General features: G+C 32.6%; 9 protein-coding genes. 7 read left to right on the top strand and 2 right to left on the bottom strand.

The window, feature by feature from the left end:
• Positions 1 to 155: 155 nt before the first annotated feature.
• Positions 156 to 1,214 (bottom strand): anhydro-N-acetylmuramic acid kinase, encoded by a 1,059-nt coding sequence (locus AC2D6T_RS08445; protein WP_484681184.1) that lies wholly within the window; start codon positions 1,212 to 1,214, stop codon positions 156 to 158.
• A gap of 90 nt (positions 1,215 to 1,304) precedes the next feature.
• Between AC2D6T_RS08445 and AC2D6T_RS08440 the strand changes: the two genes are divergently transcribed.
• Positions 1,305 to 2,447 (top strand): acyl-CoA dehydrogenase, encoded by a 1,143-nt coding sequence (locus AC2D6T_RS08440; protein WP_484681183.1) that lies wholly within the window; start codon positions 1,305 to 1,307, stop codon positions 2,445 to 2,447.
• Positions 2,448 to 2,639: 192 nt separating this feature from the next.
• Here the strand turns inward: AC2D6T_RS08440 and AC2D6T_RS08435 are convergent, their stop codons facing one another.
• The gene (locus AC2D6T_RS08435; protein WP_484681182.1) at positions 2,640 to 3,422 is read right to left on the bottom strand and encodes a tRNA pseudouridine synthase A; all 783 of its coding nucleotides are present in this window, start codon (positions 3,420 to 3,422) and stop codon (positions 2,640 to 2,642) included.
• A gap of 275 nt (positions 3,423 to 3,697) precedes the next feature.
• Here AC2D6T_RS08435 and AC2D6T_RS08430 point away from each other — a divergent pair, with 275 nt between their 5' ends.
• From AC2D6T_RS08430 to AC2D6T_RS08405, 6 genes are all read left to right on the top strand, one after another.
• Positions 3,698 to 4,684: an outer membrane beta-barrel protein gene (locus AC2D6T_RS08430; protein ID WP_298948288.1), complete on the top strand. Its 987-nt coding sequence runs from the start codon at positions 3,698 to 3,700 to the stop codon at positions 4,682 to 4,684.
• Positions 4,685 to 4,716: 32 nt separating this feature from the next.
• Positions 4,717 to 6,024, top strand: a complete 1,308-nt coding sequence (locus AC2D6T_RS08425) for an ammonium transporter (RefSeq protein WP_298948287.1) — start codon at positions 4,717 to 4,719, stop codon at positions 6,022 to 6,024.
• Between the two features lie 206 nt (positions 6,025 to 6,230).
• Entirely contained in the window at positions 6,231 to 6,581 is a 351-nt protein-coding gene (locus AC2D6T_RS08420; protein ID WP_484681181.1) for a P-II family nitrogen regulator, read from the top strand.
• A 9-nt stretch (positions 6,582 to 6,590) separates the two neighbouring features.
• Complete coding sequence (locus AC2D6T_RS08415) at positions 6,591 to 7,829, top strand: ammonium transporter (protein WP_298948285.1); 1,239 nt, start codon at positions 6,591 to 6,593, stop codon at positions 7,827 to 7,829.
• Between the two features lie 216 nt (positions 7,830 to 8,045).
• Positions 8,046 to 12,557, top strand: coding sequence for a glutamate synthase large subunit (gene gltB / locus AC2D6T_RS08410; RefSeq protein ID WP_484681180.1), 4,512 nt, complete (start codon positions 8,046 to 8,048; stop codon positions 12,555 to 12,557).
• 4 nt (positions 12,558 to 12,561) lie between these two features.
• Complete coding sequence (locus AC2D6T_RS08405; protein ID WP_298948283.1) at positions 12,562 to 14,025, top strand: glutamate synthase subunit beta; 1,464 nt, start codon at positions 12,562 to 12,564, stop codon at positions 14,023 to 14,025.
• Positions 14,026 to 14,322: the final 297 nt, after the last annotated feature.

Genomic DNA, 14,322 nt, shown 5'->3' with positions numbered 1-14,322 from the left:
CTTTTTTTGAATTAAATTTTCAGCAATTTTAATTTTTGAAAATTGAATAGTTAAAGTTGATTCATATTTATTAAAAATTTTAATTATTATTAACTAACTGTGTTAGCACAAACTTACTGCAAAAAAATGACTGTTCAAATAATTTAATTTAAAAACTAAGGTGTAAAAACGACTCCAGAAGAATGGTTTTTTTGAGCTCCTGTAACCGACTGCAAACAATTTACCTGATTATCAATCTTTAACAAGCCCAACAACGCAAAAATTAATGCTTCTTTATAATTGATTAACAAGTTACTTTTTAACGTTATTTTAATGTTGGCGTATTTTTCAATTTCACTCATTAAAAAGGTATTAAAAACACCTCCACCTGTAAACAAAACTGCCTCATTGTTTTTTATAATTTTCCCAATTTGCAAAGCAACATGTTCTGCAAAAGTTCGCAGTATGTTTGCCACATCCTTTTCATACATATCTATTAAAGGAAAAATCTCTTTTTGAACCCATTCTAAACCCAAAGATTTTGGCGGGATTTTTTCATAAAATGACAAAGCGTTTAATCTTTCTAAAAGTTGTTTGTTAATTTTTCCTGAAGCCGCAATTTTACCTGCATCATCATATTCTAAACCTAATTTATGTACGTAAAAGTTTAAAACAATATTTACAGGACAAATATCATAAGCAATTCTTTGCGCTCCTTTTTTAAAAGAAACATTTGCAAACCCACCTAAATTGATGCAGTAATCATACTGAGAAAATAACAACTCATCTCCTATCGGTACCAAAGGTGCTCCTTGCCCACCTAATTTTACATCTTGAGTTCTAAAATCGCACACCACTTTTTGATTAGTAATTATTGCTATTTGTTTTCCATTCCCAATCTGTAAAGTGATTCCTTTTTCTGGTTCGTGTAATATAGTATGTCCATGAGAGGCTATAAAATCTACAGGGCCGACTTTGTAATTTGTAATAAAATTATTTACAATTTTACCTAAATACTTACCATAAGCAATATCTAAATCTTCTAATTCCTTTTTAGAGAATCGAATAGCATTTTGCAACAACTGTTTCCATTCTTTAGAATACGATATGGTATCTGCAAATAGGATTTCAAAATCTGAGTAATTATTTTCATGAAATTTAACATAGGCTACATCTACACCATCTAAAGAGGTACCAGACATTAAACCTAAAGCAAAAACGTGTTTTTTATTCATATGTGTAAAAATAATAAAAGTCTATTGAAAATATGTTACGAAATCGATATCTTTACGTTCTTAAATTACGAATATAACAATATATACAAAATGGATTTTAGTTTAACAGAAGAACATAAAATGATTCGAGATGCTGCAAGAGACTTTGCACAAACAGAATTGTTACCAGGCGTTATAGAAAGAGACCACAAACAAGAATTTCCACAAGAATTAGTAAAAAAAATGGGAGATCTTGGTTTTATGGGGATTATGGTTGATCCAAAGTACGGTGGAAGTGGCATGGACAGCATTTCCTATGTATTGGTCATGGAAGAACTTTCTAAAATAGACGCTTCTGCTTCTGTGATGGTTTCTGTAAACAATTCTTTAGTTTGTTATGGCCTACAAACTTATGGCACAGAAGACCAAAAACAAAAATACCTTACCAAACTTGCTACTGGAGAACAAATTGGCGCTTTTTGTTTAAGCGAGCCAGAAGCTGGATCAGATGCTACATCACAAGCAACAACCGCTATAGACAAAGGAGATTATTACCTAATTAACGGAACAAAAAACTGGATTACAAATGGCGGACGCTCTGACGTGTATCTTGTAATTGCACAAACAGATCGAGAAAAAGGCCATAAAGGTATTAATGCTTTTATTGTAGAAAAAGGTATGGAAGGTTTTCATATTGGTCCTAAAGAAGATAAATTAGGCATACGTGGCTCAGAAACACATACTCTACTATTTAATGACGTAAAAGTACCTAAAGAAAATAGAATTGGTGATGATGGTTTTGGTTTTAAATTCGCTATGAAAACACTTTCTGGAGGTAGAATTGGTATTGCTGCACAAGCTTTAGGTATTGCTGCAGGGGCTTACGAATTAGCTTTAAAATACTCTAAAGAACGCAAAGCTTTTGGCACAGAAATATGCAATCACCAAGCCATTGCTTTTAAACTGGCAGATATGTACACAGAAATAGAAGCGGCAAGAATGCTAGTAATGAAAGCTGCCTGGGAAAAAGACCAAGGCAAAAATTACGATATGTCTTCTGCCATGGCAAAATTATACGCAAGTAAAGTAGCAATGGAACAAACTGTAGAAGCTGTACAAATTCATGGAGGAAATGGTTTTGTAAAAGAATACCATGTAGAGCGCTTAATGCGCGATGCAAAAATTACTCAGATTTACGAAGGAACATCAGAAATACAAAAAATTGTAATTTCAAGAGGCGTTATTAAAGGATAAAAAAACATCAGTTCGAGTATAATTAAGAACTATTTTAAAAACACTCATTATATAATATGCAATAATCCATCTTTTTAGGTGGATTTTTTTTAGAGAGCAACCTTTCAGGTTAGGCTTTTAGAACTGCATTCACAATAAAAAGCATGAGGGCTCAGACAAATTCTTAAACCCCATACACAATCTGTTTAGCTATTACAACTCTAACTCCACATCAAATAATTGTAGACCTGAGGCTGGTGCTATATTTCTCAAAAATCCACCATCATTATCTTCTTTTAAAGAAGCTTTAATAAAGTCTAAATCTAAATTCCCTTTTCCAAGCTCTATCAAAGTAGCCATCATCAACCTGATTTGATAACGCAAAAAACCTTTTCCCTTCACCTTTAATATATAAGATTGCTCTGGAAAGAAGCTGGCTTTTAAAACATCATTCACTACCAACTCACAACTATCAATAGTTCTTTTAAAAATTGTGTTTTCTGAAGGTTTTGTACAGTATAAATTAAAATAATGTTCGCCTTCAAAGAGTTTGGCGCCTTTTTGCATTCTTTCAATATCTAATTCAGCATCAATATTAACAATAAATGGCGCAGCAAAAGGGTGATTTTTTTCTCCGAAAGAAAAGTAATAATGATATTCTTTAACCTTAGACGCTTTAATAATATTAAAGTTTGTAGCTACTTTTTTAATGGATAAAGCTTTAAAATCTGGAGAAAAATTAGAATTTAAAGAATCTATAAAACGATGTTCATCAACCTTCTCTTTTACAAAAAGCTGTAAAAAATAAGTGTTTGCAGACACTTTAGCATCTGTTCTTCCAATACCAATGGTTTTATAATCAGCATTAACCAATACAAAAGACAGGGTTTTATCTACCATATCATGCAAAGTTTTGGCATTTGTTTGTTTTTGCCATCCAGAAAAACGAAAACCAAGAAATTGTAAAGAAATTATATAAGAAAACGAATATTTCATGGGTGTAAAAATACAATAATTGCGTTTTTTTTTAGAAAAGGTGCATTTTTATGAATATCTCAAAATTATATACTTTATTTTTACGAACCTAATATTTTTTAGCTCTCATTAGTTTAAAAATACACTTATTTCAATTTAACCCCTATTTTTTTTAGGGGTAGTGTTAAAAATATACTGATTTTTAAAAACACACCCCTTGTCAGTTAAAATTTTATATATACTTTTGACCCGAGTTCATTAACAAATAATTAACAAACACAAAAAGAACATCAATTATGAAAAAATTAATTTTTACTTTATTATTAGCAAGTAGTTTAATAGTAAACGCACAAGAAGAAGAAAAAAAATTTACGTTAAGTGGTAGTATTGACACTTACTTTAGAGGTAACATCAGTGGAGGTAATTATGACACAGCTCCTGGAAGCTCTTTTGCAAACCAACCTGGTTTTGCTTTAGGTATGATTAATGTAATTGCTGGCTATGAAGGTGAAAAAGTTGGTTTTGTAGCAGATATGGTATATGGCCCAAGAGGTGTAGATGCCGTTTTCGGATCTCCAGTTGGAAGCTCACAAATTGTAAACCAATTATATGCATACTGGAATGTAAGCGAAAAAGTAACATTAACAATGGGTAACTTTAATACATTTTTAGGGTATGAGGTTATTTCTCCAACTGCAAACTTTAACTATAGTACATCGTACTTATTCTCTTATGGTCCATTTAGCCATACTGGTATTAAAGCAGATATTGCTTTAGGAGAAGATACTTCGTTAATGTTAGCGGTTATGAATCCTACTGACGCTACAGAGTTTAATCCTAATGGAAGTTACGCATTTGGAGCACAGTTAGGTTTTTATGGACAATATTTAAACGTATTAGTAGATCCAGCTTTCTTTGAAATAGATTATACAGGTGGTTTTGATGTATCTAATAGCTTTTTCTTAGGAATCAACGCTGCTTATTTAAGTGGTAGTGATGATGGCCCAGGTTTTTATGGAGCAGCATTATATCCACAAATCGCAACATCAGACTCTTTTAAAATCGGTTTAAGAACAGAATATTTTATAGAAGATGGTGATTTTGGAGCAATAGGAACTGGTGTAGCTGATTCTAGCGTATTTGCAACTACTCTAACAGGAAACTATAGCATAGGATCTTTAACAATTATTCCAGAATTAAGATTAGACTCTACTTCAGAAGCAGCTTTTGTTGGAGATAAAGCATTAAGCTCCTTTGCTCTAGCAGCAGTATACTCTTTCTAAGAAAAACCGATTATTAACTAAAATTATATACTATGAGTTTATTATTAACATTATTTCAAGATGCCCCAGCAACTGAAGCTGCTAAAGTTTTAGAGCAAGTAAATGGGGATATGGGAATGCTTTGGATGCTTATTGCAGGTATCTTAGTATTCTTAATGCAAGCAGGATTTACATTAGTAGAATCTGGTATGACAAGATCTAAAAACGCAGTTAACATAGCAATGAAAAACTTGCTAGACATTTGTGTGGGTTCAATTACTTTTTGGTTGGTTGGATACTCTTTAATGTACGGAGACACATCTAATGGATGGTTCTTTTGGAGTGGATTATTTCAAGGAGAAGGAGCCGATTTATTCTTCCAAACAATGTTTGCTGCAACAACAGCAACAATTGTATCTGGAGCAATAGCAGGTAGAACAAAATATACAACTTATATTATATTTTCTTTAATTATGACTGCTATTATCTACCCAATCTCTGGAGGATGGGAATGGAATGGTGGCTGGTTAAATGACACTGAAGGAATTATGCCCGCAGAGTTTATTGATTTTGCAGGTTCTTCAATTGTACACTCTGTAGGTGGATGGGCTGCTTTAGTAGCTGCATTTATGGTAGGTCCTAGAATTGGAAAATATGTAGATGGCAAAGTATTTCCTATACCTGGTCACAACCAAATATTAGCAACATTAGGGGTATTTATCCTATGGTTTGGATGGTTTGGTTTTAATGGTGGATCTCAACTAGCTTGGGGTGGCGATGATGCAACTGGTGCCTCTACTGTAGTTTTAATTACAAACTTAGCTGCTGCTGCAGGTGGTTTAGGTGCTTTAATTACAACTTGGATCTGGTATGGTAAACCTAATTTAGGACAAACTTTAAACGGTTGTTTAGCTGGTTTGGTTAGTATAACTGCGGGCTGTGGTAACATGACTGCTGGTGGTGCTGTATTAGCTGGTTTAATTGGTGGTATCTTAGTAGTTTTCTCAATTGAGTTTATCGAAAAGAAATTAAAAATTGATGATGCTATTGGTGCAGCTTCAGTTCACGGTGTAGCAGGTGCTTGGGGTACTTTAGTAATTGGACTTTGGGGTGTAGATGGTGATACTGGTATTGGATTATTCAATGGTGGTGGTGCTGCTCAATTAGGCGCTCAAGCAATTGGCGTTTTAGCTTACGCAATTTGGGCTGTTGCTTTATCTTTCATCATATTAGCTATATTAAAAGCTACTATGGGACTACGTGTAACTAAAGAAGTAGAAATAGAAGGTTTAGATATTTCAGAACATGGGTCAATTGCTTACCCAGGAAAAAGAGTAAGAGAATTTGAAGATGACAAATAATTAAACATTTTAAATTTTTATTGAATATTTAAAAAACACACAGTTTAAACTGTGTGTTTTTTTTATTCCATAAAATTAATCTTCAATTTTTATAGAAAAAAAAATATATACCTTAAAAAAAATAAATAATGGAATTCACTCAAACTAAGGCACATATATTTTTTTTTATTTTGCAGTCAATTTAACAAAAATAATAATTTTTTATCATGAAAAAAATTGAAGCAATTATTCGAAAATCCAAATTTAAAACGGTAAAAGAAGCACTACACGATGTAGATGTAAACTTTTTTTCTTATTGGGATGTTACTGGTCTTGGTAACGAAAAAGAAGCTCATGTATATAGAGGTGTAAGTTATAGTACTAGCGATATTCAAAGAAGATACCTATCTATAGTAGTAAATGACGATTTTGAGCAAATTACTATTGATGCCCTTTTAAAATCTGCAGCAACTGGAAATGTTGGCGATGGTAAAATATTTGTTTCAGATATCACTGAAGCTTATAGAATTAGAACAGGAGAAAAAGGTGGTGAAACTTTAAAGAAAAAATCAATATAACAAAGCAACATGGAAATACTTACAACAAACAACGTATGGATGATGATCTGTACAGCACTCGTTTTTTTTATGCATTTAGGATTTGCATTTTTAGAAATTGGTTTAACAAGACAAAAAAATACAATCAATATTTTATTTAAAAATATTTTTATTATTACTGTAGGGCTTTTATTATATGCCTTAGTTGGTTTTAACTTAATGTACCCAACATGGGGAGCAAATGCATCTGGTTATTTAGGAGACTTTATTTTCGGAATTTCAGCTCCACTAAAAGATGGTGCCTTAGATTTATCTTATAATGAAGGATACACATATTGGACAGATTTCTTGTTTCAAGGAATGTTTGCAGCCACTGCAGCAACAATAGTTTCTGGTGCTGTAGCAGAAAGAATGAAAATTGTTCCCTTTATGATTTTTACACTAATCTATGTTGGCCTAGTATATCCAATAGCTGGTTCATGGAAATGGGGTGGCGGTTTTTTAGATCAATTAGATACTCCTTTTTATGATTTTGCAGGTTCTACTCTAGTACACTCTGTTGGTGGTTGGGCAGCAATAGTAGCGGTATGTCTTTTAGGATCAAGAATTGGTAAATTTAAAAACGGAAAACCTCAAGCAATTCCTGGTCACAACATCCCATTAGCAACTGCAGGCGTTTTAATACTTTGGTTAGGATGGTTTGGTTTTAATGGTGGCTCTGTATTGTCTGCAGACCCAACTTTAACATCTTTAACTTTAGTAACCACTTGTTTAGCAGCAGCAGCAGGTGGTGTTGTAGCAGCTTTAGTATCTACAATTATGTATAAAAATTTAGATTTAACAATGTTTTTAAATGGAATTTTAGGTGGATTAGTTGGTATCACTGCTGGTGCAGATCAAATGTCTCCAATGGATGCCATTTTAATTGGTACTATTGCAGGTGCTTTAATTGTATTTGCTGTAAATATTATTGATAAATTAAAATTAGATGACCCTGTTGGTGCAATAGCAGTCCATTTAATTTGTGGAATTTGGGGTACTTTAGCTGTTGGTATTTTTGGAAACCTAGCTGGTGTAGAACAATTTTTAAGTCAATTAATAGGCGTTGCTTCCTATGCTGTATTTTGTCTAATAACATCATTTCTTATTATTTTTACTTTAAAAAAGACAATAGGAATAAGAGTTAGTGAAAAAGAAGAGTTAGAAGGTTTAGATGTTCATGAACACGGTATGGATGCTTATCCAGATTTTCGCCTAAACGAGCATTAATAAATAAAAATTCATTTTATTTTAAACCTGCAAATAACAATATTTGCAGGTTTTTTATGTTTATTATCATTTTCTTAAAAAAACACGCTATAATTATTATAATTAAACTATTTATACGATTATTTTATTTTCATCGTAAAAATTACATCAAATAAGTTCAAAAACTAAATTATATTCAACAAAATACATAGCTTTGTAGATATAATTGAATACGATATGGAGAAACAAGGCTTATATTTACCAGAATTTGAACACGAAAATTGCGGTGCAGGATTTATCTGTAATTTAAATGGAGACAAAACAAATCAAATTATACATGATGCTCTAGAAATTCTAGTAAAACTAGAACATAGAGGAGGTGTAAGTTCTGATGGAAAAACTGGTGATGGTGCTGGTTTACTAATAGATATACCTCACGAATATTTTAAAAGAGTCTGTGATTTTTCTATCCCAGAACAAAGAGAATACGCCGTTGCAATGGTGTTTTTACCTAAAGTAACAAATCAATATGATTTTTGTAAAAAAACACTTGAAAACGAAATAAAAAACCAAGGTCTTTCTATTTTAGGATGGAGAGAAGTTCCTGTAGATTCCTCTCAATTAGGTGCAATTGCATTGGCATCAGAACCAAATATAGAGCAACTTTTTATTGGTAAAAACGAAGAGATAGACGAAGCTACTTTTAAAGCAAAATTATATGCTGCTCGTAAAATAGCAGAACACGAGATTAGAAATTCTAAAATTTCTGAAAGTAACTACTTTTACGTTTCTAGTTTATCAATAACAACCATTATCTATAAAGGTATTATTATGCCAGAAGATATTGGTCCATACTATAAAGACCTTCAAGAAATAGATTTAGTTACACGTTTGGCATTAGTGCACCAACGTTTTTCTACCAATACAATGCCAACCTGGGAACTTGCACAACCATTTAGATTTATGTGTCAAAATGGAGAAATAAACACGTTACGTGGAAATGTAAGTAGAATGCGTGTTCGAGAAGAAATCATGAAAAGTGATGTTTTTGGTCCGCAAATAGAAAAATTATTCCCAATTATTTTACCAGGTAAATCTGATTCTGCATCCATGGATATGGTTGTAGAACTATTAACACACACAGGTCGTTCATTACCAGAAATTATGATGATGATGATTCCTGAAGCTTGGGAAAAACACAAAAACATGTCTGAAGAGCGTAAAGCTTTTTATGAATATAATGGGTGCATTATGGAGCCTTGGGATGGCCCAGCGTCTGTACCTTTTACAGATGGTGATTATATAGGTGCTTTATTAGACAGAAACGGATTAAGACCTTCTAGATATACCGTTACCAAAAGTGGTAAATTAATCATGTCATCAGAAATTGGGGTTGTAGATATTGACCCAGAAGACGTAAAAAGACATGGTAGATTAGAACCAGGAAAAATGTTCTTGGTAGATATGAATGAAGGTAGAATCATAGAAGACGAAGAAATAAAAGCAAAAATTGTTTTAGAAAGACCTTACCAAAAATGGTTAGACAAAACACGTTTGCATTTAAAAGATGTGCCTTACACAGGCGATACTTGCCCAATAGAAACTATTGATATTAAAACACGCCAGCGTTTATTTAATTATACTTTTGAAGATATTCAAGAAGTTATTACGCCAATGGCACAAGTAGGTAAAGAAGCTTTAGGTTCTATGGGTATTGATACTCCATTAGCTGTTTTATCAGACAGACCTCAATTAATCTCTAACTACTTTAAACAATTATTTGCACAAGTTACAAACCCACCTTTAGATGGTATTCGCGAAGAAATTGTAACAGACATTAGCTTAAATTTAGGAAAAGACAGAAACATATTTAGCATTACAGAAAGACAATGTAGAAAGCTAAGAATTCAAAATCCTGTAATATCTAATCCAGATTTAGAAAAAATTAGAAGTATCGATATTGATGGTTTTAAAGCAGAAACTATCCAAATTTTATATCCAAAAAATCAAGGTTTAAACGGATTAGAAGATGCTTTAGACAATATAATTCTACAAGTAGAAAAAGCTATTGAAAATAAAAGTAATATTATTATTCTTTCAGACAGAGGTGTTAATCAAGAATTTGCACCAATTCCTGCTCTTTTAGCATGTTCTTTTGTAAATCATCAATTAAATAGATTAAGAAAACGTTCTTATTTCGACATTATTATTGAATCTGCAGAACCACGTGAACCACATCATTTTGCAACTTTATTTGGTTATGGCGCAAGTGCCATCAATCCTTATATGGTTAATGAAATCATAAGAATGCAGGTAAAAGAAGGCTTTATTACTGATATGGACGAGCAAAAAGCGGTTGACAATTTCAACAAAGCTATTGGTAAAGGTCTTTTAAAAGTGATGAACAAAATAGGAATCTCAACATTACATTCTTACAGAGGTTCTCAAATTTTCGAAATTGTTGGTTTCAACTCTCAATTCGTAGAAAAATATTTCCCTTATACAGCGTCAAGAATAGAAGGTATAGGTTTATATGAGATAGAAAAAGAAATAGCTAACAGATACAAACAAGCATATCCAGACAATCAAATTGATAAAAACTTAGGTTTAAATATTGGTGGAGACTACAGATGGAGAAGAAATGGCGAGCGCCATTTATTTAACCCTACAACCGTTTCTAAATTACAACAAGCGGTACGTTTAAGTGATCAAGCAAGCTATGATATTTATGCAAAAGCAATAAACGAGCAGGCAGAAGAGTTAATGACAATTCGTGGTTTGTTTCAATTTGATAACCTAGATCCTATTCCTTTAGAAGAAGTAGAACCTTGGACAGAAATTGTCAAACGTTTTAAAACGGGTGCTATGTCCTATGGATCAATTTCTAGAGAAGCACACGAAAATTTAGCCATTGCCATGAACAGAATTGGAGGAAAATCTAATTCAGGTGAAGGTGGTGAAGACAGAAAACGTTTTCAAAAAGATATTAATGGAGATAGTAGAAACTCTGCCATAAAGCAAGTTGCTTCTGGTAGATTTGGTGTTACCTCTCATTATTTAACAAATGCCAAAGAAATTCAAATTAAAATGGCACAAGGTGCAAAACCTGGTGAAGGTGGTCAATTACCTGGCTACAAAGTTTTACCTTGGATTGCAAATGCACGTAACTCAACACCTTTTGTAGGTCTAATATCCCCTCCTCCACACCACGATATTTATTCAATTGAAGATTTAGCTCAATTAATTTTCGATTTAAAAAATGCAAATCGCGAAGCAAGAATTAATGTAAAATTAGTTTCAGAAGTTGGTGTAGGTACAATTGCTGCTGGTGTATCCAAAGCAAAAGCAGATGTCGTGTTAATTTCTGGTTACGATGGTGGTACAGGAGCATCACCTCTTACATCGTTAAAACACGCTGGTTTACCTTGGGAGCTTGGTTTAGCAGAAGCACAACAAACACTCGTTTTAAATAATTTAAGAAGTAGAATTGTTGTAGAATGTGATGGACAATTAAAAACAGGTAGAGATGTTGCAATTGCAGCACTATTAGGGGCAGAAGAATTTGGTTTTGCAACCGCACCTTTAGTAGCTTCTGGTTGTATTATGATGCGTAAATGTCATTTAAATACCTGTCCTGTTGGTATTGCTACGCAAGATAAAGAGTTGCGCAAAAACTTTAAAGGTACTCCAGAACATGTTATTAATTTCTTCTACTATATTGCTGAAGAATTAAGAAAAATAATGGCACAGTTAGGTTTTAGAACACTTGCTGAAATGGTTGGTCAAACTCATAAAATAAACGCCAATAAAGCTATTAAACACTATAAAGCAAAAGGATTAGATTTATCAAGTATTTTACACAGACCTTCATCTTATAGAAAAATGACTGTAAACAATACAGAACAACAAGATCATAATCTAGAAGATGTATTAGACTTTACTATTTTAAAAGATTCACATAGAGCCTTGTATCGTAAAGAAAAAATGAATTTAAATTACCCAATTAAAAACACAAACAGAACTGTTGGTGCAATTGTGAGTAATGAAATTTCTAAAATTTATGGTCATTTAGGCTTACCAGAAGATACTTTAAATATTAATTTTACAGGTTCAGCTGGTCAAAGTTTTGGTGCTTTTGGGGCACATGGACTAACATTTACCTTAGATGGTAACACAAATGATTATTTAGGAAAAGGATTATCAGGCGCAAAACTAATTATTAAAAAACCTGCAAAAGCAGACTTTTTAGCAGAAAACAATATTATTGTAGGTAATGTCTGTTTATTTGGTGCTGTAGATGGTCAAGCATATATAAACGGTATTGCAGGAGAACGTTTTGCAGTTCGTAATTCTGGTGCAACTTCAGTTGTAGAAGGTGTTGGAGATCATTGTTGTGAATATATGACGGGTGGTAAAGTAATCGTATTAGGAAAAACAGGACGTAATTTTGCTGCTGGTATGAGTGGTGGAATTGCTTATGTATATGACCCTGAAAATAAATTTGTAAACGGTCTTTGTAATACAGAAACTATAGAATTCGAAGAAATTTTAGAAGAAGAAGCTGCTGAACTAAAAGCAATCATAGAAAAACACGTTTTATATACAGACAGTAAAAAAGGAACAGAATTAATCTCAAATTGGAAAAAAAGCATAAAAAACTTTGTAAAAGTTATGCCTACTGAATATAAACGAGCTTTAGAGCGTTTAAGAACAGAAGAACCAATGGTAGAAGAATTAACAACAACATAATGTCATGGGAAAAGTAACAGGATTTAAAGAATTTGATAGACAAGATGAAAAATATACATCTGTAAAAGATCGTGTAAAAAACTATAAAGAATTTACAGTTCCTCTTTCAGAAAAAGAGATAAAAACACAAGGTTCACGTTGTATGGATTGTGGTATACCTTTCTGTCACAGTGGATGTCCGTTAGGAAATCTAATTCCAGATTTCAATCACATGGTACATCAAGGTGAATGGAAAAAAGCTTCATGGATACTACATTCTACAAATAATTTCCCTGAGTTTACAGGTCGTTTGTGCCCTGCTCCATGTGAAAAATCATGTGTTTTAGGTATTATTGAAAATCCAGTTTCAATAGAAAATATAGAAAAAAATATTGTAGAGAGAGCTTTTAAAGAAGGATGGATAAAACCACAACCTCCGAAAAGTAGAACAGGAAAAACTATTGCAATTGTAGGTTCTGGCCCTGCTGGTTTAGCTGCAGCACAGCAATTAAACAGAGCTGGTCACACAGTTACTGTTTTTGAAAGAGATGATGAAGTAGGTGGTTTATTACGATATGGAATTCCAAATTTCAAAATGGAAAAGGAAATAATAGATCGTAGAATTGCAATTTTAAAAGCAGAAGGCATCATTTTTAAAACCAATGTAAATGTTGGAGTAAATTATGAAGTAAAAGATTTAAAAGCCTTTGACAGTATTGTTTTATGTGGTGGAGCTACAGAAAGACGTAGTTTACCAACTCCAGGTATAGATGCAGATGGTGTGGTACAAGCAATGGATTTTTTAACACAACAAACAAAAGTATTATTTGGTAAAGAAGTAAAAGACCAGATAATGGCTACTGATAAAAATGTTATTGTAATCGGTGGTGGAGATACTGGTTCGGATTGTATTGGAACTTCAAACAGACATGGAGCAAAATCTGTGGTTAATTTCGAAATTATGCCAAAACCTCCAGGAGAGCGATCTGCTTCAACTCCATGGCCTTTTTGGCCACTACAATTAAAAACTTCATCTTCTCATCAAGAAGGTGTAGAACGAAATTGGTTAATCAATACAAAAGAATTTGTTAAAGATAAAAACGGAAAATTAACAGCATTAAAAACTGTGAATGTAGAATGGAAAATGGTACCAGGTCAAAGACCTCAATTAATTGAAATAGAAGGTACAGAAAAAACCTGGCCTTGTGATTTAGCTCTTTTAGCTTTAGGTTTTACAGGTCCAGAAAATACATTAGCAGATAAACTAGGCATTCAAACAGATGCTCGTTCTAATTACAAAGCAGAATATGGAAAATACCAAACCAATATTCCAAATATTTTTACTGCAGGTGATATGCGTAGAGGACAATCATTAATTGTTTGGGCAATTTCAGAAGGAAGAGAAGCTGCACGCCAAGTAGATTTATACTTAATGGGAAAATCTGAATTACCTTCTAAAGATATTACAGGAGATTTAGTTGCAATGTAGTACAAAACAAAATATATCTTGGAGGTTATTCCAAACTTAAAAAACTCATCAATAGAATTGATGAGTTTTTTTTTAAAATTATGTATGGATAATCATTGTAATGTGTCGAATTTATTTATAATTATACTAATGTATATAATAAAGCTACGATAACAAAAACTAAAGAGAAGATAAAAAAAAACCTCATATCGTATGATATGAGGTTTTGTAATTTCTGATAAGTCAGAAACTTAAAGAAAGGCAGCGACCTACTCTCCCACAAAAATGCAGTACCATCGGCGCTATTGGGCTTAACTT

Source organism: Polaribacter sp. YIW18, from assembly GCF_057219325.1.
This window is presented reverse-complemented; position numbering and strand designations above follow the sequence as displayed.